The following is a 21,604-nucleotide window of genomic DNA, read 5'->3' as shown; positions in this document are numbered from 1 at the left end:
CGCAGGACTTTCCGTTCACTGGTAGATACGTCCCGTCCCCACAGCATTGGACAGCTTCCATGACCAGCTCCCAGAGCGAGAACGCCACCACCGCACCGGAGGCCAGAGCGGGCCGCAAGGAATGGATCGCCCTCGGCGTCCTGATCCTGCCCGTGCTGCTCGTCTCGATGGACCTGACCGTCCTCTACTTCGCCATCCCGGCCATCAGCGAGGACCTGGGGCCGTCCGGCAGCCAGCAGCTGTGGATGATCGACATCTACGGCTTCGTGCTGTCCGGGGTCCTGCTCACCATGGGCGCGCTCGGCGACCGCATCGGCCGGCGCCGGCTCCTGCTGATCGGTGCCGTGGTCTTCGGCGGCGGCTCGCTGCTGGCGGCCTACGCCTCCAGCCCCGAGATGGTGATCAGCGCCCGCGCGTTCCAGGGCCTCGGCGGCGCCACCCTGATGCCCTCCACGCTCGCCCTCATCCGGAACCTGTTCCGCGACCAGACCCAGCGCCGTACCGCGCTCGCCGTCTGGTCCACCGGCATGGCCGCCGGCGCCGCGCTCGGCCCGGTGGTCAGCGGCGCCCTGCTGGCCGGCTTCTGGTGGGGCTCGGTCTTCCTCATCAACGTGCCCGTGATGCTGCTCCTGCTGGTCGCGGCGCCGTTCCTGCTGCCGGAGTTCAAGGACGCCGCAGCCGGCAAGCTCGACCTGATCAGCGCCGCGCTCTCGCTCGCCGTGGTCCTGCCGGTCATCTACGGCTTCAAGAAGATCGCCGTGGACGGCTTCTCGGTCCCCTATGTCGTCGCGATCGTGGTGGGCCTCGCCATCGTCCCGGTGTTCCTGCGCCGCCAGCGCGCCAGCAGCGACCCGATGATCGATGTCTCGCTCTTCCGCAACCGGGCGTTCGGCGCCTCGGTGACCGTCAACATGCTGGCCTGCTTCACCCTGGTCGGCTACTCGCTCTTCTCCACCCAGTACATGCAGTCGGTCCTCGGGATGAGCGCCCTGAAGTCCGCGCTGTGGACGATCCCCGGCACCATCGCGGTCGGCGCCGTCGTGCCGGTCGCCACCGTCCTGGTGCGCACCGTGCGCCCGGCCGTCATCATCGCCAGCGGTTTCGGCCTGGCCACCGTCGCCCTGCTGATGCTCACCCAGGTGCCGGAGAAGGACGGCCTGGTGCTGATCCTGATCGGCATCATCGCGCTCGCGGTCGGTCTCACCCCGGTCCTCACCCTGGTCACCGAACTCGTCGTCGGACAGGTGCCGCCGGAGCGCGCCGGTACGGCCTCCGCGCTGCTGCAGACCTGCCAGGAGCTGGGCGGCGCCCTCGGGGTCGCCGTCCTCGGCAGCATCGGCGCCACCGCCTACCGCAACAGCGATGCGCTGGAGGCGCCCGCCGGGGTGCCGGCCGGTGCGCTGGACCAGGCGAAGGAGACCATCGGCGGTGCGCTGGCGGCGGCCGGACGGCTGTCGGGCGACGCGTCGGGGAACCTGGTCGACGCCGCGCGCGCCGCGTTCACCACCGAGGTGCACGCGGCGTCCGTGGCCGGTGCCGTCGTGATGGCGGGGGCCGCCGTGGTGGCCCTGGTCGGACTGCGCTCCGTCCAGCACGACAACGCGCGCGCCGCCGAGCCGGCCGAGCCCGAGACCGCCGCGCAGACCTCCAAGGCAGCCGCCCAGGAGCCCGGCACCGGCCTCGCGTAGCACCTCTTCGCCCGGTCTTCGCCGGGCCCCGGAGACAGCCGTCCAGGAGCCCGACCCCCGTCGCTCCTGGGCGGCTTCACCATGCCCACCCCAGCCCCGGCGGGGGGCCGTCGTAAGGGTAGGGCTGGGGTCGGTTCTGGGGTCCGGTGGCCGATTCGCGTCCCTAGCATCGCATCGTGTTCGAGCACACGCTCGAACTGCCAGGCACCAGGCTGGAGGAATATCCGCATGTCCCTGCTGGCAACCGATTCGGCCGAGGCGGCACGGTTCCGCGCCTACGGACCACGGCAGCTCGATGAGATAGCCGACCGCCACGGCCTGCCCGCCGACATACGGGAGACCGTCCGGCTCGTGTCGATGGTGCTGCCCTTCCGGGTCAACGAGTACGTCCTGTCGCAGCTGATCGACTGGGACCGCATCCCCGACGACCCGATGTTCCAACTGGTCTTCCCCCAGCGGGGGATGCTGACCGAACAGAACGAACGGGATCTGGCCACCCTCTCCGCCGACCCCGCGAGCAAGATCGCCCTGCGCGCCCTGGTCCAGCAGATCCGGGGCCGGCTCAACCCGCATCCCTCCGGGCAGAAGGAACTCAACGTCCCCACCCTGGAGGGCGTCGAGATCCCCGGCATGCAGCACAAGTACCGCGAGACGGTCCTGTACTTTCCGAGCCAGGGCCAGACCTGCCACGCGTACTGCACCTACTGCTTCCGCTGGGCCCAGTTCGTCGGCGACACCGAACTGCGCTTCGCCGCCCCGGACCCGCGCGGGCTGATCAGCTACCTGGAGGCCCATCCCGACGCGGGTGACGTGCTCGTCACCGGCGGCGACCCGATGGTGATGACCACCGAGCGGCTGCGCAACCACCTGGAGCCGCTGCTCCTGCTGGACAGCGTGCGGACCATCAGGATCGGTACGAAGTCCGTCGCGTACTGGCCGCAGCGCTACGTCACCGACCCCGACGCGGACGACGTCCTGAGGCTGTTCGAGAAGGTCGTCGCCTCCGGCCGCAACCTCGCCGTGATGGCCCACTTCAGCCACCCCCGCGAACTGGAGACGGACCTCGCCCGGCGGGCGGTCGCCCGCATCCGGGCCACCGGCGCCCTGGTCTACTGCCAGGCCCCGCTGATCGCCAAGGTCAACGACGACCCGGACGTGTGGAGCCGGATGTGGAGGGCCGAACTCGCCGCGGGCGCCGTGCCGTACTACATGTTCGTCGAGCGCGACACCGGCCCGCACGACTACTTCCGGGTGCCGCTCGCCCGCGCGGCGGAGATCTACCGCGACGCCTACAGCACCCTGCCGGGACTGGCCCGCACCGTGCGCGGCCCGGTGATGTCCGCGACGCCCGGCAAGGTCGCGGTGGACGGGATCGTCGAGAAGGCCGAGGGCCGCTTCTTCCAGCTGCGCATGATGCAGGCCCGTGACCCCTCGCTCGTCGGCCGCCCCTTCCTCGCGCACTACGACCCGGACGCCGCCTGGCTCGACGAACTGCGCTTCGACCGCTCGGTGCCCGCCGACATCGCCCGCGCCATCGCCGGACCGGCCTGGTCGGGCGAGCCCGAACTCTTCGGCACGAGGGCCGCCGCGCCCGTGGGGAGCCAGGCATGAGCGGCATGAGGATGTCCCCGAACCTGGCGCTCAACCAGCTGGTGGCGCAGCGGCAGGCAGCCGGTGAGCAATTGGTCCACCTCGGTTTCGGCGAGTCCAGGCTGCCGGCCTTCGGGCCCCTGGTGGAGCGGCTCGTCGCGGGGGCGCACCGCAACGCGTACGGCCCGGTGGCCGGTTCGGCGGAGGTACGCGAGGCGGCGGCGGGCTACTTCGGCCGCCGCAGGCTGCCCACGGACCCGGAGCAGATCGTGGTCGCCCCGGGCAGCAAGCCGCTGCTCATGGCCGTCAACCTGACGGTCCCGGGCGATGTGCTGCTGCCGCGCCCGGCGTGGAACACCTACGCGCCCCAGGCGCGGCTGGCCGGCAAGCACCCGATCGCCGTGCCGATCCCGCAGGAGTGCGGCGGGGTCCCGGACCCGGCCGTGCTGCGGGAGACGATCCGGGCGGCCCGGACACTGGGCCACGACCCGCGCATCATGGTGCTGACCCTGCCGGACAACCCGACCGGCACCCTCGCCCCGCCCGCGATGATCCGCGAACTGTGCGCGATCGCCGAGGAGGAGGGCCTGCTGATCGTCTCGGACGAGATCTACCGGGACGTCATGCACGATCCGGATGCCGACTACCTCAGCCCCGCCGAGGTGGCCCCCGGCATCACCGTGGTCGCCACCGGTCTCAGCAAGAGCCTGGCCGTGGGCGGCTGGCGCATCGGGGTGGCCCGCTTCCCCGAGGGCCCGTGGGGCGAGTGGATCCGCGGCGGTGTGGTCTCCGTGGCCAGCGAGATCTGGTCGACCCTGGCGGGGCCGATGCAGGAGGTGGCCGCGTACGCCTTCGCCGAGCCCGAGGAGGTGCGGGACCGGCTGCGGGCCAGCGCCCGGCTGCACGGGGCCGTCGCCCGTGAGGTCCACCGCATCACCGTCGACGCCGGGGCCCGCTGCCGGCCGCCGACCGGGGCGTTCTACGTCTACCCGGACTTCGAGCCGGTCCGCGAGGAGCTGGCCAAGCACGACGTGGACGACTCCGCTTCGCTGGCCCGGCGGATGCTCGACCTGGGGATCGTGGTCCTCGCCGGCCATCTGCTCGGCGACGAGCCGGGGGCCCTGCGCTTCAAGTGCGCGACCAGCATGCTCTACGGCGCGGACGCGGAGCAGCAGGAAAGGTCGCTGGCGGCCGACGACCCGCTCGCGCTGCCCCATGTCCGGTCCGTTCTCGACCGGATCGAGGAGAGTTTCCAGCGGCTCTTATGAGGCGTTCCTGAATGAGAGCGGCCCGACCCGGATGCGATATCCGTGTCGGGCCGGGCAGTCGGTCGTTTTTCTCACGCGGCGGATTCTGTTTTGGTGATCAGCGTATTCCAGAGGATGTCCGGGCTGGCGAAATTCTCCAGCTTCAGGGCGTCGTCCAGGAAACGCACCGAATAGGCGCTTTCCAGTGCCGCGAGCAGCTCGATCGTGCCCATCGAGTCCAGTCCGAGTTCCTTGAGCTGCGAATCTTCGGCCAGTTTGTCGGACAGGTCGAGATAGGGCAGGAACGGGCGGATGACGGCCTCGAAGGCTTCGTCCCAGGTGTGATTCGTGAGTTCTGGCATAAGGGAATGATGAGGGCGGCCTTCGACGGCTGTCAATGTGTCCCGTGAATGTGCCGGGAAATGAGGAGCGGAAATGGAATCATTGGCGCCAGGCGCGCTGCACGCACGTTTCCTGCGCGGCCTGGAGAAATCGCCGCGAGGAGTGGCGGTGCGCGTGGGCGGGGAGACCGTCGACTACACCACCGCCCATGCCGCGGCCCTGTCCTGGGCGGGCGCCCTGCTGGCCGCCCCCGGCGGTCCGCCGAAGGCCGTCGGCATCCTGACCGGCCGCAGCCCGATCGCGTACGTCGCCATTCTGGCGAGCCTGTACGCGGGACTGCCCGCGGTCCCGGTCCCGGCCGACTTCCCGGCCGGCAAGATCGTCTCGATGCTGGGGGCGGCGGAGGTCTCCGCCCTGGTCGTGGACGAGGAGGGCGCGGCCCTGCTCGCCGGGAGTACGGGAGCGGAGCTCGGGGACCTCCCGGTGCTGGCGCCCCACCTCGACGGGGCCGGGACGCGGGCCCTGGCCGACGGCACCGCGCTGCGGCCGCTGACGGCGGCCCCGGACACCGCGCTCGCGGCGCCCCGGTCCGCAGCGCCGCAGGACGTGGCGTACGTCCTGTTCACCTCGGGCTCCACCGGCCGCCCCAAGGGAGTCCGGCTCACCCACGGCAACATGGCGCACTACTTCGCGCTGATGGACGACTGGTACGACTTCACCGAGGCGGACGTCTTCTCCCAGGCCGCCAACCTCAACTGGGACTCGGCGGTCTCGGACCTGTGGTGCGCCTGGGCGGCCGGCGCCCCGCTCGTCTCCGTCCCCCCGCACGCCTACCGCGACCTGCCCGGCTTCGTGGCGCAGCACGGCATCACCGTGTGGTTCTCGGCGCCGAGCGTGATCTCGCTGTCGCGCCGCACCGGGCGGCTGGAGCCGGGCCGGATGCCGTCGCTGCGCTGGACGTTCTTCGGCGGCGAGGCCCTTCAGTTCGAGGACACCGACGCCTGGCAGCGGGCCGCCCCGGACTCCGCTGTGATCAACGTCTACGGGCCGACCGAGATGACCATCACCACCCACCGCCACCGCTGGCACCCCGAGGAGTCGACCCGGCTCGGCGTCAACGGGGTGGTCCCGCTCGGGCTGCTCCACGACGGCCACGGCGAGCTGCTGCTCGACGAGCGCGGTGAACCCGCCGCCGACGAGGGCGAACTGTGGCTCTCCGGCCCGCAGCTGTCGGCCGGCTACCTCGATCCGCAGGACGGCCTGGGCAAGTACCTGGAGCAGGACGGGGTGCGCTGGTACCGCACGGGCGACCGGGTCCGCCGGCTCGCCGGCGGTGAGCTGGTCTACCTGGGCCGGATGGACTCCCAGGTGCAGGTCCAGGGCTACCGCGTCGAACTGGCCGAGGTGGAGCACGCGCTGCGCGCCGCGTCCCCGGTCGGCGGGGCCGTCGTCGTCGGCGTCCCGGTGGCCAACAGCACCGAACTGGTCGCCTTCTACCTCGGCGAGCGGCGCTCCCCGCAGGAGTTCCTGCGCGATCTGTCGCCCGTCCTGCCCGCCCAGCTGATCCCGCGCCACTACCACCGGCTGGACGAGTTCCCTCTCAACACCAACAAGAAGACCGACCGGCTGGCGCTCACCGCGCTCGCGGCCGAGCGGCACGGCGCCCGGGTGCCGGTCCCTGTCGCATGAACCCGCAACCACTCCCACCACCGTCCTCAGGAGGACAGTCAGCCATGTACACAAGACCCTGGTCGCCGCGGAAGACGGCCCGCAGGTTCACCCTGTTCGCCGCCATGGCGATGGCGGCCACCCTCGGCCTCGCGCCGTCCAACGCGTGTGCCGCGCAGGCCGAGTGGCCGACCGGCGGGCACGACCTGGGCAACAGCCGCTCTGCCGCCCAGGAGCACACGATCACCAAGAACAACGCGAGCCGGCTGAAGGCCAAGTGGACGTACGCCACCCACGGCGACGTGTCCGCGACGCCCGCGGTCGTCGGCGGCGCGGTCTACTTCCCCGACTGGGGCGGCTATCTGCACAAGATCGACGCGAAGACCGGCAAGGAGATCTGGTCGCACAAGGTGTCCGAGTACACCGGTGACGCGGCCTCCGTCTCCCGGTCCAGCCCGACGGTCGTCAACGGCAGGGTGTACATAGCCGACTGGACCAAGGCCGTCCTGATGTCGGTCGACGCGAAGACCGGCAACAAGGTGTGGACGCGCGAGATCGACACCCAGTACAAGGCCGTGCTGACACAGTCGCCGGTCGTGCACAACGGGGTGATCTACCAGGGCGTCTCCTCCCGCGAGTCCGAGGGCGCCTACGACCCCACGTACCCGTGCTGCACCTTCCGGGGCAGCGTGAACGCCGTCTCCGCGGCGACCGGCAAGGTGCTGTGGCGCCAGTTCACCACCCCGGACAACGGCGGGAAGACCGGCGGCTACAGCGGTGTCGCCGTCTGGGGCACCCCGGCCCTGGACCCGTCGACCAACACGGTGTACTTCACCACCGGGAACAACTACACGGTCCCGCAGTCCGTCTCCGACTGCCAGACGGCCGGCGGCACGCCCGCCGAGTGCTACCGGGACGACAACTACGTCGACACCGTCCTGGCCCTGGACATGACCACCGGCCGGATCAAGTGGCACACCGGCGCCAAGCGGTTCGACGCCTGGAACACCGGCTGCCTGCCCGGGCTGCCGCCCAACAACTGCCCGCCGAACCCGGGCTACGACTACGACTTCGGCGACGGGGCGCACCTGTTCACCGTCAAGGGGAAGAACGGCCGTGCCCGCAAGGTGATCGGCGCGGGTGAGAAGAGCGGCGAGTACTGGCTGATGGACGCCACCACCGGCGAGGTCGTCTGGAGCGCCGCGGCCGGTCCCGGCGGACACGTCGGCGGCATCGAGTGGGGCACGGCCAACGACGACAAGCGGATCTACATCGCCGAGGCCAACTTCAACAGGCTGGAGTACCAGCTGGCCGACGGCACCACCACCACGCGCAGCTCCTTCGCCGCGCTCGACCCGGCGACCGGCAAGATCCTCTGGCAGGTCGCCGACCGTACCGACGGCTTCGCCTGGGGCGCGCTGACCGCCGCCAACGGCGTCGTCTTCGGCGGCTCCACCAGTGGTCACATGTACGCGCTGGACGTGGCCACCGGCGCCTATCTGTGGGAGTTCACCGCGCCGTACTCCTCGAACGCGGGCCCCGCGGTCGTCGACGGCACCGTCTACTGGGGCAACGGCTACGCCCGGTTCGCCGACGGCGCCGGCACCACCGGCAGCAGCACCGAGGGCACCTTCTACGCCTTCACCGTGGACGGCAAGTAGCACCAGGCACACGGAAGTGGCCGGCGCCCGAGGGGGTGCCGGCCACTTCCGTCGTCGCGTACGGGCGGCCGTGTCAGGCGGCCACCGGCAGCCTCCGCCGTACCGGGCGCATCGCCGACCTCGGCGTCACCGGCACCACCTCGAAGGCGCGGGTGGTGCACGCGACCCGGGTGAACAGCCCGTCCGCGCCGGAGACATGCAGCCGGCCGACGCCCGCCTCCTGGAGCGCGGCGACCACCGAGGGCCACTGGACCGTGCGGACGAAGCCGTCCAGGAGCATGTCGCGCACCCCGGCCCCGGTGGTCACGGTCCGGCCGTCCTGGTCCGCGATCAGCGGCAGCGCCGGCTCGGACCAGGTGAGCCCGTCGAAGATCTCCTCGGCGACCCGGTCGCGCAGCCCGCCGAACAGGTGCGAGTGCATGGGCGGCTTCATCGTGTACATGGACATCCCGCCGAGCGAGCGGATGCGCCGCTGGAGCCAGTCCAGGACCGATTCGTGCACGGTGAGCATCGTGAAGTCGTGGTCGACGACACAGGAGATGTCGCTCCACTCGCCGCGCTCCGCCAGCTCCCCGCGCAGCAGCTCGACCTTGTCCTGCGGCACCCGGGCGATGGACTGGGTGACCAGCGCGGGGTGTTCGCGCGCGAAGTACTCCTCCATCGTGCCGGCCAGGCGGGCGGTCATCCGCACGGCGTCCGCGAAGTCGAGCACCCCGGCGTGGACGGCGGCGGCCCGGGCGCCGAAGCTCGGGCCCGTCACGTACGAGGGCCGGATCTCCAGCCGCTCACCGGCCCAGCGCGCCAGGGCCAGGCAGTTCACCACGAAGGAGATCTGCCCGTACACGGAGTAGTCGCCCTCGGTCTGCCGGTAGCGGTCGGCCAGCCGGTATCCCAGGGTCTCGTCGGCGATCGCGTACAGCTCGCGCGCGTGCGGGTTGACCAGCATGAATCGGGCGACCTCGGAGAAGGCCGTCGGCTGCATCCCGGGAAAGACGATCGCCGTCCTCGGCGCACTCCCGGATTCGGTGTGAGTGTTCATGGACCGAGCCTGGCGCGTCCCCCGGCCCGCGAGCACCCCTGCCGCCCCCTGAGTCGGCGGCCCGCGCAAGCGAACCGCAAGGGCGCTTGCGGAGGATCGGCGGGAAACAAGGGCCGCACCATCCACGGGCCCGCAGACGCGAGGGGATGCCGCGGATGTCAGATGCACGCTTCGCCACCTTCACCGAACTGCTCCGCGCCCGGACGGCCGAACTCGCCGACGAGGACGTGCACATCTTCCTCCGCGACACCGCCGGCGGAGTCGTGGCCGAGCACCTCACCTACGGAGAGCTCGACCGGGAGGCGAGACGCATCGCCGCCTGCCTCCAGGGGTACGGGGCGGCCGGTCGGCCCGTGCTGCTCGCCTACTCCTCGACGGTGGAGTTCCTCAAGGCCTTCGCCGGCTGCCTGTACGCGGGGGCCGTCGCGGTCCCCGTACCGCTGCCGGGCGAGGCCGGCCGCGACAAGCGGCTCAACCGCACCACCGCGGTCCTCAAGGACACCGGCGCCGAGGTGGTGCTCACCGAGACCTCCGCCGCGCCCGAGGTCGCGCTGTGGCTCGCCCGCAACTCCGGTACGAACGCCGAGTGCCTGGCCACCGATGTCGCGGAGATCGGTGACGCCGACGGCTGGCAGCCCGTCGCGGCCCGCCCCGACGACCTCGTCTTCCTCCAGTACACCTCCGGCTCGGTCTCCGAACCGCGCGGGGTGACGGTCTCGCACCGCAACCTCCTCGCCAACCAGGCCGGCCTGCGCACGCTGCTGGGCACCACCCGCGAGGACGTCTTCGGCAGCTGGCTGCCCTACTTCCACGACATGGGCCTGGTCGCCCACTTGCTGCACCCGGTCTTCCTCGGCAGCCACAGCGTGCAGGTCACCCCGCTGTCCTTCGTCAAGCGCCCGCTGCGCTGGCTGCGGGCCATCGACGAGTACGGCGTCACCGTCGGCGGCGGCCCCAACTTCTGCTACGACCTGTGCGTGCACCGGGTCAAGGACGACCAGATCGCCTCGCTCGACCTGTCCCGCTGGCGCCTCGCCCTCAACGGCGCCGAGCCGGTGCGCGCCGAGAGCCTGGACGCCTTCGCCGAGCGGTTCGCCCCCGCCGGGTTCCGCCCCGAGGCCCTGCGCCCCTGCTACGGGCTGGCCGAGGCCACCCTGGTCGTCTCCGGCGGCACCCCCGGCACCCCGTACACGCGCAAGGTCTTCGACAGGACGGAGCTGGAGCACGACCGGGTCGCCGGAGCCGTCACGGAGGCGCGCCACCAGACCCTCGTGGGCTGCGGCGCCCCCGTGGACATGGAGGTGCGCATCGTCGACCCGCTGACCCACCACGAGCTGGCGCCCGGCGCCGTCGGTGAGATCTGGCTGCGCGGCTACAGCGTGGCGCGCGGCTACTGGCGGCGCCCGACCGAGACCGTACGGACCTTCCGCGCCAGCCTCAACGACGAGGAGAGCAACTTCCTGCGCACCGGCGACCTGGGCATGCTGGTGGACGGGGAGCTGTTCGTCACCGGGCGGCTCAAGGAAGTCATCATCATCAACGGCCGCAACGTCTACCCGCAGGACGTCGAGTGGGCCGCGCGCACCGTCAGCCCCGCCCTGACCTTCGGCGCGGGCGCCGCGTTCTCTGTGGACGCCGGGCGCGAGCACCTGGTCCTGGTCCAGGAGGTGCGCGGGGTCGGCAGCACCGAGCTGCGGACGGTCGCCCAGAAGATCCAGGCCCTGATCGGCCAGGAGTTCGAGATCCCGGCGGGCAACGTCCTGCTGGTGCGCCCCGGCACCGTCCGCCGCACCAGCAGCGGCAAGGTCCAGCGCACCCTGATGCGCAAGCTCTTCCTCGACGGTGTGGTGCGCGGCGAGTACGAGGTGCTCACCCCCGACGTATGGGCGCTGGCCCGTGCCGAGGACGTGCTGTTCGGAGGCGACCTGCTGCGGCCGGAAGGAGCCGACGGAGGAAGGCGGTGGTGACGACCCTGCTCGGCGAGCGGCCGGAGGCCACCGCCGGCGCACGGCGGCGCGAGAGTGCCGTCCGGGCCCGGGTGGCGGAGCTGGAGGCGCTGCTCGGCGACCCGTCGGACCCGGCCAACCCGGCCGGCTACACCGCGCTGCTCCAGGCCGACCGGGCGGCGGTGCCCTTCGCCGAGGGCGAGGCGCTGCTCGACGCGTTCGGGATCGTCGACGAGTACGTGCCCCGGTCGCTGGGCGGCCGGCTCGACGCGATGGACACCCTGGTCAGGGTCATGCGCCCGGTCATGCGCCGGGACGTGGGCCTGGCCATCGGGCACGGCATGACCACGTTCATGGCCGCATCCGACGTCTGGGCGGCGGGCAGCACCCGGCAGCGGAACTGGCTGGCCGGGCTGTTGCGCGCGGGCGGCAAGGCGGCCATCGCCCAGCACGAGACCGCGCACAGCAACGACTACGTACGCAGCCAGGTCACCGCGCGCCGCGGCGGCGACGGCTATCTGATCAGCGGCGGCAAGCCGATGGTCAACAACCTCGAACGGGCCGGCGCGCTCGTCCTGTTCTGCCGTACGGACCCGGCGCCCGGCAGCCGCAGCCACTCCGTGCTGCTGCTGGAGCCCGGACAGCTCACGGACGCCCGCGCCGCCGTCACCGCCCGCCGGACGCCGGTCGGGCTGCGCGGCTGCCGGTTCGCCGGGGTGGAGTTCGACGACTGTCCGGTGCCCGCCTCCGCGCTGCTGGGCCCCGAGGGCAGCGGCATCGAGACCGCGCTGCGCTCCTTCCAGATCAGCCGGACCGTGATCGCCGCGACCGCCGTCGCCGCCCTCGACACCAGCCTGCGCACCGCCGTCCGCATCGACCGGGAGCAGTCCGGCGGCTGGCAGGGCCGGGGGACCGACGGCAGCCGCACCGGCGCGGCCCTCACCAACGCCTTCGTCAGCCTGCTGCTCTACGACGCGCTCGCGGTCGTCGCCACCCGCGCCCTGCACCTGCTGCCCGCCGAGACGAGCGTCTACTCGGCGGCGCTCAAGTACCTGATGCCGCGCGTCCTGAGCGAGACCATGTACGACCTGTCCATCGTGCTCGGCTCGGACTTCTACACCCGCGAGGGCACCCTCGGTATCTTCCAGAAGCACGTCAGGGACGTGCCCGTGCTCAGCCTCGGCCATGCCGGGACCGTCGCCTGCCAGGCCACTGTCATCCCGCAGATGCCCCGGCTCGCCCGGCGCTCCTGGTTCGTCGAGGACGAGGCGCCCGCCGGTCTCTTCCGGCTGGACGGGGACGTGCCGCCGCTGCGCACCGAGCGCCTCGCGCTGGCCTGCGGACGGGACGCGCTGAGCGCCTCGATGCTCGGGGTCGCCGCACGGATCGACGGCCACGGCCCCGTGGAGCGCGCCCTGCGCACGCTGGCGGGGCTGCTCGTCGAGGAGTTCCGCGATGTGCGGGGCCGGGTGCTCCGGCTGGAGGCGGCGGGCCCGGCCACCGGCGCGCAGCCCGCGCGGTTCGCCCTGATGGACCGCTACACCCTGCTGCTCGCCGGGGCCGCCGTGCTCGGTGTGTGGGACCAGGCCCGCTACGGCTCCGACCCGTTCCTGGCCGACCCGTCCTGGGCGGCCGCCGCGCTGCACCGCATCTGCCTGCGGCTCGGCACCCGCGTCACCGACCTCCCGGCGGAGTGCGAGACCCGCATCCGGCACGAGGTCCAGCTCCGCTTCTCCACCCGGACCAGCTACGACCTCTACTCGACCCCGATTCCGGGTTGACCGAAGGAGTCCGCCATGACCATTCCCACCGGCCGGCACGCCGTGGCCGCCGACACCGCGAAGGCCGACGGCGTGTACGCATGGCTGTCGGCCCGCCTCTCGCTCTATCTGCGACGGGCGCCCGAGACCATCGACCCCACCGTGCCGCTCGCCGAGTACGGCATGGACTCGGTGGCCGCGCTCAGCCTGTGCGGGGACCTGGAGGAGGAGTTCGGCCTGGAGGTCGAGCCGACCCTGCTGTGGGACTTCCCGACGGTCGCGAGCCTCGTGCGCCATCTGACGGCCGTACTGCCGGACGCGCCCGCGGGCACCACCGCGGACCCGGCCCCCGCGCAGGGCCGGCACTGATGGGCGGCATCGCCGTCGTCGGGATCGACTGTGCGTTTCCCGGAGCGGCGGGCGTGCGGGCGTACTGGGACCTGCTGATGGGCGGCCGGGCCGGCATCGGCCCCGTGCCCGGACAGCGCTGGGAGGCGCGGGACTTCCCGGCCGTCGGCGACAGCGGCGGTTTCCTCGACGACGCCGATGTCTTCGACAGCGACTTCTTCTCCGTCACCCCGCGCGAGGCCGCGGCGATGGACCCGCACCACCGGCTGCTGCTGCCCTGCGCCTGGCGGGCCCTGGAGGACTCCGGCCGGGCGCCCGGGGCCCTCGCGGGCACCGAGACCGGGGTGTTCATCGGGGTGATGGGCGGCGAGTGGGGCCGACTGACCATGAGCGACCTGGCCAGGGTCACCCCGCTGCTCGGCGCCGGCAGCAGCGCCGGCATGGCCGCCAACCGGATCTCGTACCACTTCGACTTCACCGGGCCGAGCCTCGCCGTCGACACCGCCTGCTCCTCCTCGCTGGTCGCCGTGCACCTCGCGGCCAACTCGCTGCTCGCCGGGGAGTGCGACACCGCGCTGGCCGGCGGGGTCAACATCGTGCTGTCGCCGTCGCTGGGCCTGGTCTACGGACAGCTCGGCCTCGCCGCCGCCGACGGCCGCTGCAAACCGTTCAGCGCGGACGCCGACGGGATCGGCCGCAGCGACGGCGTCGGCCTGGTGGTGCTGCGCCGCCTGGACGACGCGCTCGCGGACGGTCAGCGGATCTACGCCGTGCTGCGCGGCAGCGCCGTCAGCCAGGACGGCCGCAGCAACGGGATGATCGCGCCCAACCGCTGGTCGCAGGAGCGCGTCCTGAAGTCGGCCTACCGGCGCGCCGGTGTCACCCCCGACCGGGTCGCCTTCGTGGAGGCCCACGGGACGGGGACCGTGCTCGGGGACGCCATCGAGTGCGCGGCCCTCGGCTCGGTGCACGGCGTCCCGCGCGAGAGCCCCTGCGCGATCGGCTCCGTCAAGGGCAACCTGGGCCACACCGAGGGCGCGGCCGGCATCGCCGGGTTCATCAAGACCGCGCTGGCCCTGCACCACCGCATCGTCCCCGCGAGCCTCTTCGCCGACCGGGAGAACTCCCGGCTGCGGCTGGGCGAGCGCGGTCTGCGGCTGCTGAAGTCGGCCGCCCGGCTGCCGCGCGGCGAGAACCTCGCGGGGGTCAGCAGCTTCGGCATGGGCGGGACGAACGCGCACGCCGTCCTCGCCAGCGCCCCCCGGACCACTTCGGCCGCCTCCGCCCGGACCCGTGACGACGCCGGGGCCGTCGGGGTGTTCACGGTCAGCGCCGACACCCCCGAGGCGCTGCGCCGCAACCTCGCCGCGCAGGCCGACGTCCTCGCCGCCCGGCCCAAGGGCGGGGCGGCCGCGCTGTGCTGGAGCAGCAACCGGGTCAAGACCGGTCTGCCGCACCGGTTCGCGGTCACCGCGCGCGACACCGGCGAGCTGGTGGCGGAGCTGCGCCGGGCGGTCACGCTGCGGACGCCCGTGTCACCGGAGGCGGCGGCGCCCACCGACCGCCCCTGGGGCCGGCCCGTGGTGGCATTCCTCTTCACCGGGCAGGGCAGCGAGTTCCCCGGCATGACGGCGGGGCTGTACCGCGAGTCCCCTCTCTACCGGCGCCACCTCGACGCGGCGGACGCGGCGCTCGCCGTGCATCTCGGCTCCTCCGTGCGGGAGATGATCCTCGGCGGCGAGGACCCGGCGCGGCGGCCCGAGGCCGTTCAGCCGGCGCTGTTCGCCGTCGGCTGCGCGCTGGCCGGGACCCTGACGTCGCTGGGCGTCACCCCGGCCGCCGTGCTCGGCCACAGCCTGGGCGAGTACGCCGCCGCCGTCACCGCCGGCGCCCTCGGCCTGGACGAGGCGGCCGGGCTGGTGGTCCGGCGCGCCCGGCTGACGGCCGCGCTGCCCTTCGGGGGCGGCATGTTCACCGCCGCCGCCGGGGCCGACGAGCTGGCCCCGGTCCTGGCGGCGGAGCCGGAGGTGGTGGCCGCCGCACTCAACGGGCCCGCGGACACCGTGCTCTCCGGACCGCTGGACGCGCTGGCCCGGGTCGGCAAGGAGCTGGCCGGGCTCGGCATCCGTACCCGTGAACTGGCCTCGGCCCACGCCTTCCACTCGCCCCTGATGTCCCCGGCCGCCGCCGGGCTGCGCGCCGCCCCCGTGCGGTGGGCGCCGCCCGCGCTGCCGGTGGCCTCCGCCCGGTACGGCCGGATGCTGCGCGACGAGCCCCTGGACGCCGGCTACTGGGCCGGCCAGATCGAGGAACCCGTGCTGTTCGACACCGCGATGGGGGCGCTCGTCCGTGACATCGCACCCACGCATCTGATCGAGATCGGGCCGCAGCCCCAGCTCACACAGCTCGCCGTGCGCGGCGGGCGCGTGGGCGGCGCCGAACTCCTGCATCCGGCGCCGGGCCCCGAGGGCACCGGCCGGGAGCTGGCCGAGGTGGTCGCCGCCCTGCACCGCTGCGGACTCGACCCGCACTGGGACGAGCTGTACGCACCGCAGGACCGGCGGACGGAACCGCTCGGTCCGTACGTCTTCTCGACCGCCCAGCGCTACTGGGACCGGCCCCCGACGCCCCCGGTCACGGCGCCGGCGGCGGCCGAGGCCTCCCCGGTCCCCGAAGCGCCCGAGGTCCCCGTCGTACGCGACGTGCCCGCCCCCGGCACGGGCGACCCGGTGCTGCTCGCCGTGGTCGAGGCCGTCACCGAGGTCGGCGGCTATCCCACGGAGCGGGTGGTGCGCGAGGCCCGCTTCCACGAGGACCTCGGTTTCGACTCCGTGATGATCATGCAGCTCAAGAACCGTGTGGAGGCCCGGCTTCCGCGCGTCGGCGAGGTGTCGGTCCAGCAGCTGCTGCCCGCGCTGCGGTCGGTCGGCTCCCTCGCCGAGTTCCTCGACGGCGTCATCATGGCGAGGTCGGCATGACGGCCGCCGTCCATATCGCCGCGACCGGCACCGCGCTGCCCGGCGACCCGGTGGACAACACCGCGCTCGGCGCGATGCTGGGCGTCGGCAAGGAGTGGATCGACCTCTTCGTCGGCACCAGGACCCGGCACTTCGGCTGGGACCCGGTCACCGGCGAGGTCCGCGGCTCCCTCGCCGATCTGTGCGCCGAGGCCGCGGCGCAGGCCGTCCGCGCCTCCGGGCTGGACCTCGCGGACATCGAGTTCCTGGTGCTCGCGACCGCCACCCCCGACACCCTCCTGCCGACCACCGCGACCGATGTCGCCGACCGGCTCGGCCTCGACCATCTGCCCGTCTACCAGCTCCAGGCGGGCTGTTCCGGCGCCGTCCAGGCGCTCGACCTCGGCCGCAGCCTGGTCCTCGGCGGCCGCCGGGCCGGGCTGATCATCGGGGGCGACGTCACGCACCGCTTCCTCTCGCCCCGCCGGGACGCGGCCCGCATCCCCACCGAGGAGCTGGTCAACTACGTGCTGTTCGGGGACGGGGCCGGGGCCGCCGTCCTCACCGACGAACCGGAGGGCGAGCGGATCGCCGTCCGGGCGGTGCTGAACTCCTGGACCGGGCGCGGCCGGGCGCCCGGCCAGCTCATCGACTGGTACGGCACGACCGACCGGGACTCGGACCGGCCGATGCTCGCGGAGGACTACAAGGCGATCGAGGAGCAGGTGCCCCCGATCGCGGCGGAGATCCTGTGGGAGCTGCTCGGCGGCCTCGGCTGGGGGCTCGACGACGTCGGCTTCCTGCTGCCGCCCCAGCTCTCTGAGCGGATGACCGCGCGGATCGTGGAACGGCTGCCGGCCGGCGCCGCCCAGCAGATCTCCTGTGTCGCCGACACCGGCAACACGGGCAACGCCCTGCCGTTCCTCCAGCTCGACCGGCTGCTGCCCCGGTTCTCGGTGGGGGAGCGGGCGCTCGGCCTGTGTGTGGAGTCCAGCCGGTGGATCAGAGCCGGGTTCGCCCTGGAGAAGGTGTGAGGCACGGATGACCACGGCCCTGGACCGGCTGCGCGACCTGCGCGGCAGAGGTCTGCTGGAGAAGGCGTACGACCGGGTCGCGGGGGTGCTCGCGCAGGAGGAGGCGGACGGCGGGGCGCCGGACGCGGCGGCCGCCGGCCGGCTGCTCGGCGGCGTCGACCGCGCCGCCGTGCTGACCCACCACCCGGCGATCCCGGTCGTCACGGTGGCCGTCACCGGCCAGTCCACGGTGGGCCAGGTGCTCGACCCGCTCCGGGGCGAACTGGCCCGCCACGGCATGCTCCTGCACGCGGTGCTCGGCGAGCACGGCACGTATCTGCGCGACCTGACCGACCCCGGGGGGGAACTCCACCGGGCCGCCCCCGACCTCACCCTGTGCCTGCTGGACGCCGAAACGCTGTTCGCCCAGGTGCCCGGGGTGTGGCGGCCCGAGGACGTGGCGGAGGCGGCGCGGGACGTGCTCGCCCGGTGCGCCGCGCTGGCCGGCGCGGCTCCCGGCACCCTGGTGCTCAACACCCTGCCGCTGCCCCGGACCGCCCTCCACCAGCTCGTCGACCACCGCTCGCGGGCCCGGCTGGGCGCGGTATGGCGTGAGTTCAACGCCCGGCTGCTGCGGCTCACCGAGCGGTTCCCCGCCCTGGTGGTGATCGACCTGGAGCCGCTGATCGGTGAGGGCGGGCCGGTCACCGACGACCGGCTGGCCCGGTACGCCAAGGTGCGGCTCGGCGCGGACCTCCTCGCCCGCTACGCCCGCGAGGTCGGCCATCTCGCCCGCGCCCTGCGCGGCGCGACCCGCAAGTGCCTGGTGCTCGACCTCGACCACACCCTGTGGGACGGCGTGCTGGGCGAGGACGGCCCCGACGGCATCGCCGCGGCCGGCACCCTGCGCGGGGAGGCCTTCGGCGCCTTCCAGAAGTGCGTGAAACAGCTCGCATCCCAGGGCGTGCTGCTCGCCGTGAGCAGCAAGAACGACCAGGAGCCGGTGGAACGGGTGCTCGCGGACCACCCCGATTTCGTCCTGCGGGAAAGGGACTTCGTCGCCGTCCGGGCCAACTGGGAACCCAAGGACGGAAATCTCGCGGACATCGCCCGGCAGCTGGACCTGGGCACCGACGCCCTCGTCTTCGCCGACGACTCACCGGCCGAGCGCGCCCAGGTGCGCCACGGCCTGCCCGGGGTCGCCGTCGTCCCGCTCGGCGAGGACCCCGCGACGCATGTGGCGCGGCTGCTGGCGGACGGCTGGTTCGACACGATGAGCCTGACCGAGGAGGACCGGGCCAGGACCGGTGAGTACCGGGCCCGACGGGAGCGTCGGGAGCTGCACGCCGGCGCGGGCTCGCAGGAGGAGTTCCTGCGGGCCCTGGACCTGCGCCTGGAGGTCGGCCCGCCCCGCCCGCACGAATTCGCCCGGATCTCCCAGCTGACCCTGCGGACCAACCAGTTCAACCTGGCCGGGGGCGGTCACCCCGAGGCCGTGCTGAGTGCGCTGGCCGCCGACCCGGGGCGCCTGCTGCTGGCGGCCCGCAGCGGGGACCGGTTCGGTGACAACGGGCTGACCGGGGCCGCGCTGCTCACCGCGGACGAGGGGCGCTGGCACCTGGACAACCTGTGGCTGAGCTGCCGGGTGCTCGGTCGTGGCATCGAACAGGCCTTCCTCGCCGTACTGTTGAGTAGGGCCCGGCGCCTCGGACTGAACACAGTGAGCGCCCGCTACGTACCCACCGTACGCAACCACCGGGCCAGGGACTTCTACCCGTCCTGCGGGTTCGTCGCCCGTGATCTCCCGGACCGGGAGGCGGACGGGGACGGAGCAGCCGTCGAGTTCCACCACGACCTGACGGTGCTCCCGGACATCCCGGCCCATGTCCGCGTCACCGAGTCCGGAAGGCGGCCCGATGAGCCCCGTTGATCCCGACGGCCCGGACGCGTTCCTGCGGACCGTGGGCGACGATCTCGGCCTGGATGTCGAGGGGCCCGCCGGAGCGGACACCGCGCTCGCGGACCTGCCCGGCTGGGACTCGCTGAATCTGCTCCGGCTGGTGGCCCTCCTGGAGGAGTCCGGCCACCGCGTACCGGTGCACCGTCTGCTGGAGGCGCGGAGCCTCCGGGACATTCACACCCTTGTGAAGGAGTACGGATGACCGCCCCGGGCAGCGTCACGCTCGGTTCACCGCTCGGTGAGCCCGTCGCCGTGGTTCCCGGAGGGGATTCGTGGGACAGAGTCAGAGAGGACCTCGCCACCCACGGGAGCGCGCTGGCCTACGCCTGGCTCAAGGACCTGGAGCCTGAGGTGCCGTCCGGTGACGGTCTGCGCGAGCTGCTGGGACGCGACTGGACGCGCTATCTCGACCTCACCCACGCCGATGTGCGCGGCCGTTACGTCGCCTCGCGGATGCTCCTCAAGCACGCCGCCGGGGCCGTGCTCGCCAGTGAACCGGCCGATCTGGAGCTGGCGTACGGCCCGACCGGGCGCCCGTACCTGCGCGGCTGCGACCAGATCGACATCAGCCTCAGCCACACCGAGGACCTCTTGCTCGTCGGGCTGACCACCTGCGGGCTGATCGGGGTGGACGCCGAGCGCGCCGACCGCGACATGTACGGCGGCGGACTCGTCCGGCACATCTGCACCCCGTACGAGGCGGTCCTGCTCTCCGGCATGCCGGAGAAGGAGCGCAACGGCGCCCTGGTGCGGCTGTGGACGCTCAAGGAGGCGTACAGCAAGGCGATCGGGCAGGGCATGCAGTTCCGCTTCACCGAGTTCGGCTTCGGCCCGGACGGCCGGCCCGTCCGGGTGCAGCGCCCGGACGGCACGGCGGGCACGGGTGAGGAGTGGACCTTCCGTACGTTCCCCGTGGCCGACGGCTATGTGGTCAGCGCGGCGGTGTACGACGCGGGGTTCGGCAGGCTCCAGGACGCCCATGTCACCACGATGCTCGACCAGGACTGCGTGGACGCGATCACCGAGGCCCTCGACTCGGACACCGACCCGTGAGGCCCGTGCGGCGGATGCGGCCCGTGCGGCGCGGGCCGGTGCCGGAGTCAGAAGGACTGCGTCGTGTCGTCGGGCAGCATCTCCTGGCGCGCCGCGTTGTACCCCGCCTGGAAGCGGCTGGTGGCCTCCAACTGCTCGGTGATCTCCGCGATGTGGCGCCGGCAGGTGCGCACGGACATGCCGAGCCTGCGGGCGACCATCTCGTCCTTGTAGCCCTTGGTCATCAGCCGGATGATCGACCACTTCAGCTCGTCCGTGGAGGCGGGGGGCCGCTGGGACTCCACGACGTACGGGGACGCGCCCTCCCACAGGTACTCGAAGACGGAGCACAGGAACGCCACGAGCGTGGGCTCGCGCACGACCGCGGCGCCCGGGGTGCTGCCGGCCTGCGCGGAACGCTCCGGGAGGAAGGCCACCTCCCTGTCGTAGATGATCAGCCGGTCGATGACTTCGTCGGCGGTACGGACCTCCGCGCCCTGCACCGTGACATCGCGGACGTACGACCGGGTGGGCAGGTCGTTGCGCGCGGTGTGCTGATAGATGGTCCGGATCCGGACACCCCGGCCGAGAATCGACAGGGCGCTTTCCCGGGCGTCCGCGAGGATGTCCGCCCGCCGCGCGCCCCCCGGCTGAACGGTGATCAGCTCGCTCTTGCAGTTCTGGCCCAGGTGGTCGAGCAGGGCCTGAATACGGGACGGATCGCTGATGACGTCGAACGCCTCGAGGTGATTGCGGACCCGCCGGCCCTCGAAGTAGAGGGGGGTCAGCGACATCAGCTTGGCGCGGACCTCGGTGACCGCCTGCTGGAGGTCGCGGATCTGCCGCTCGGCCGGTCCCACCAGGGACGCGGCCGCCGCGTCGGGGGTGACGGGGGTCAACTGGTGGGAGTGTCCGGGCACCGACTGGAGCAGCCGGACACCGGACAGCACGCTCTCGACACGGGCGATCTCGTCGTGCGAGAGCGACAGGTCCTTGGCAATCCGCTCCCGATCGAAGCGGCCGCACTCGACGGCCAGTCCGTATGCCGCAGCGCTCACGTCGTCCAGTTCGGCAAAGCCCGAATCTGCGTACTCCCCTTGGAACACGACAGCCCCCACTGATCGGTGTAATTGCTGCCACGTAACTTTACGCCAACGTGCAGGCCTTGGCGCGAATGATCGCTATCCGAGAGTCTATTCCCGTCACCCGGGGCCGCCAAAGCCGGAGATTTCGGGTGATGGAGATAGCAGAGGTAAGGCTCATTCGTCGACCGAGGGGAGTCGCAATGGCAAGTTATGGCAAAATATCTCTGGTCCGCTTGACTTTGGTTGTGGGTGCACTTCTGGCCGTAAT

16 protein-coding genes are annotated in these 21,604 nt (G+C 72.5%); 13 read left to right on the top strand and 3 right to left on the bottom strand.

Going from position 1 to position 21,604, the window contains the following annotated elements:
• Positions 1-59 precede the first annotated feature (59 nt).
• From RLT58_RS17315 to RLT58_RS17305, 3 genes are all read left to right on the top strand, one after another.
• Positions 60-1,688 (top strand): MFS transporter, encoded by a 1,629-nt coding sequence (locus tag RLT58_RS17315; protein WP_311311284.1) that lies wholly within the window; start codon positions 60-62, stop codon positions 1,686-1,688.
• Positions 1,689-1,916: 228 nt separating this feature from the next.
• A complete protein-coding gene (locus RLT58_RS17310) occupies positions 1,917-3,299 on the top strand; it encodes a KamA family radical SAM protein (protein ID WP_311311283.1) in 1,383 nt (460 codons plus the stop codon).
• A complete protein-coding gene (locus RLT58_RS17305; protein ID WP_311311282.1) occupies positions 3,296-4,546 on the top strand; it encodes a pyridoxal phosphate-dependent aminotransferase in 1,251 nt (416 codons plus the stop codon). Before RLT58_RS17310 ends, RLT58_RS17305 begins: the two co-directional genes overlap by 4 nt.
• Before the next feature lie 71 nt (positions 4,547-4,617).
• Here RLT58_RS17305 and RLT58_RS17300 read toward each other — a convergent pair whose 3' ends face one another.
• Positions 4,618-4,887 carry a phosphopantetheine-binding protein gene (locus RLT58_RS17300; protein ID WP_311311281.1) on the bottom strand — a complete coding sequence of 90 codons (270 nt, stop codon included), beginning with the start codon at positions 4,885-4,887 and terminating at the stop codon, positions 4,618-4,620.
• A gap of 73 nt (positions 4,888-4,960) precedes the next feature.
• Here RLT58_RS17300 and RLT58_RS17295 point away from each other — a divergent pair, with 73 nt between their 5' ends.
• Entirely contained in the window at positions 4,961-6,556 is a 1,596-nt protein-coding gene (locus RLT58_RS17295; protein ID WP_311311280.1) for an AMP-binding protein, read from the top strand.
• A gap of 44 nt (positions 6,557-6,600) precedes the next feature.
• Entirely contained in the window at positions 6,601-8,196 is a 1,596-nt protein-coding gene (locus RLT58_RS17290) for a BamB-related PQQ repeat family beta-propellar protein (protein WP_311311279.1), read from the top strand.
• 73 nt (positions 8,197-8,269) lie between these two features.
• Here RLT58_RS17290 and RLT58_RS17285 read toward each other — a convergent pair whose 3' ends face one another.
• The gene (locus tag RLT58_RS17285) at positions 8,270-9,235 is read right to left on the bottom strand and encodes an ACP S-malonyltransferase (protein ID WP_311311278.1); all 966 of its coding nucleotides are present in this window, start codon (positions 9,233-9,235) and stop codon (positions 8,270-8,272) included.
• 146 nt (positions 9,236-9,381) lie between these two features.
• On the opposite strand from RLT58_RS17285, the gene RLT58_RS17280 reads away from it, so the two are divergent.
• The 8 genes from RLT58_RS17280 to RLT58_RS17245 are packed head-to-tail and all read left to right on the top strand — an operon-like array spanning position 9,382 to position 20,272.
• On the top strand, positions 9,382-11,202 hold the full coding sequence (locus RLT58_RS17280; protein WP_399131641.1) for a fatty acyl-AMP ligase: 1,821 nt from the start codon (positions 9,382-9,384) through the stop codon (positions 11,200-11,202).
• Positions 11,196-12,962, top strand: a complete 1,767-nt coding sequence (locus RLT58_RS17275; protein WP_311311276.1) for an acyl-CoA dehydrogenase family protein — start codon at positions 11,196-11,198, stop codon at positions 12,960-12,962. The genes RLT58_RS17280 and RLT58_RS17275 overlap by 7 nt, the downstream gene beginning before the upstream one ends.
• Positions 12,963-12,977: 15 nt before the next feature.
• The gene (locus tag RLT58_RS17270; protein ID WP_311311275.1) at positions 12,978-13,310 is read left to right on the top strand and encodes an acyl carrier protein; all 333 of its coding nucleotides are present in this window, start codon (positions 12,978-12,980) and stop codon (positions 13,308-13,310) included.
• On the top strand, positions 13,310-16,267 hold the full coding sequence (locus RLT58_RS17265; RefSeq protein ID WP_311311274.1) for a type I polyketide synthase: 2,958 nt from the start codon (positions 13,310-13,312) through the stop codon (positions 16,265-16,267). The genes RLT58_RS17270 and RLT58_RS17265 overlap by 1 nt, the downstream gene beginning before the upstream one ends.
• On the top strand, positions 16,264-17,280 hold the full coding sequence (locus RLT58_RS17260) for a 3-oxoacyl-ACP synthase III family protein (RefSeq protein ID WP_311311273.1): 1,017 nt from the start codon (positions 16,264-16,266) through the stop codon (positions 17,278-17,280). The genes RLT58_RS17265 and RLT58_RS17260 overlap by 4 nt, the downstream gene beginning before the upstream one ends.
• Before the next feature lie 7 nt (positions 17,281-17,287).
• On the top strand, positions 17,288-19,189 hold the full coding sequence (locus tag RLT58_RS17255) for an HAD-IIIC family phosphatase (protein ID WP_311311272.1): 1,902 nt from the start codon (positions 17,288-17,290) through the stop codon (positions 19,187-19,189).
• Positions 19,176-19,421, top strand: a complete 246-nt coding sequence (locus tag RLT58_RS17250) for a phosphopantetheine-binding protein (RefSeq protein ID WP_311311271.1) — start codon at positions 19,176-19,178, stop codon at positions 19,419-19,421. The genes RLT58_RS17255 and RLT58_RS17250 overlap by 14 nt, the downstream gene beginning before the upstream one ends.
• Entirely contained in the window at positions 19,418-20,272 is an 855-nt protein-coding gene (locus RLT58_RS17245) for a 4'-phosphopantetheinyl transferase family protein (RefSeq protein WP_311311270.1), read from the top strand. Before RLT58_RS17250 ends, RLT58_RS17245 begins: the two co-directional genes overlap by 4 nt.
• Before the next feature lie 47 nt (positions 20,273-20,319).
• Here RLT58_RS17245 and RLT58_RS17240 read toward each other — a convergent pair whose 3' ends face one another.
• Positions 20,320-21,309, bottom strand: coding sequence for a LuxR C-terminal-related transcriptional regulator (locus RLT58_RS17240; RefSeq protein WP_311311269.1), 990 nt, complete (start codon positions 21,307-21,309; stop codon positions 20,320-20,322).
• Positions 21,310-21,604 lie beyond the last annotated feature (295 nt).

The organism is Streptomyces sp. ITFR-16, from assembly GCF_031844705.1.
Lineage (GTDB): Bacteria > Actinomycetota > Actinomycetes > Streptomycetales > Streptomycetaceae > Streptomyces.
This window is presented reverse-complemented; position numbering and strand designations above follow the sequence as displayed.

Bases quoted from the DNA above. Each gene is read 5' to 3' on its own strand.
- RLT58_RS17315 (WP_311311284.1), top strand. From the start codon at position 60: ATGACCAGCTCCCAGAGCGAGAACGCCACCACCGCACCGGAGGCCAGA.
- RLT58_RS17310 (WP_311311283.1), top strand. From the start codon at position 1,917: ATGTCCCTGCTGGCAACCGATTCGGCCGAGGCGGCACGGTTCCGCGCC.
- RLT58_RS17305 (WP_311311282.1), top strand. From the start codon at position 3,296: ATGAGCGGCATGAGGATGTCCCCGAACCTGGCGCTCAACCAGCTGGTG.
- RLT58_RS17300 (WP_311311281.1), bottom strand. From the start codon at position 4,887: ATGCCAGAACTCACGAATCACACCTGGGACGAAGCCTTCGAGGCCGTC.
- RLT58_RS17295 (WP_311311280.1), top strand. From the start codon at position 4,961: ATGGAATCATTGGCGCCAGGCGCGCTGCACGCACGTTTCCTGCGCGGC.
- RLT58_RS17290 (WP_311311279.1), top strand. From the start codon at position 6,601: ATGTACACAAGACCCTGGTCGCCGCGGAAGACGGCCCGCAGGTTCACC.
- RLT58_RS17285 (WP_311311278.1), bottom strand. From the start codon at position 9,235: ATGAACACTCACACCGAATCCGGGAGTGCGCCGAGGACGGCGATCGTC.
- RLT58_RS17280 (WP_399131641.1), top strand. From the start codon at position 9,382: ATGCCGCGGATGTCAGATGCACGCTTCGCCACCTTCACCGAACTGCTC.
- RLT58_RS17270 (WP_311311275.1), top strand. From the start codon at position 12,978: ATGACCATTCCCACCGGCCGGCACGCCGTGGCCGCCGACACCGCGAAG.
- RLT58_RS17265 (WP_311311274.1), top strand. From the start codon at position 13,310: ATGGGCGGCATCGCCGTCGTCGGGATCGACTGTGCGTTTCCCGGAGCG.
- RLT58_RS17260 (WP_311311273.1), top strand. From the start codon at position 16,264: ATGACGGCCGCCGTCCATATCGCCGCGACCGGCACCGCGCTGCCCGGC.
- RLT58_RS17255 (WP_311311272.1), top strand. From the start codon at position 17,288: ATGACCACGGCCCTGGACCGGCTGCGCGACCTGCGCGGCAGAGGTCTG.
- RLT58_RS17250 (WP_311311271.1), top strand. From the start codon at position 19,176: ATGAGCCCCGTTGATCCCGACGGCCCGGACGCGTTCCTGCGGACCGTG.
- RLT58_RS17245 (WP_311311270.1), top strand. From the start codon at position 19,418: ATGACCGCCCCGGGCAGCGTCACGCTCGGTTCACCGCTCGGTGAGCCC.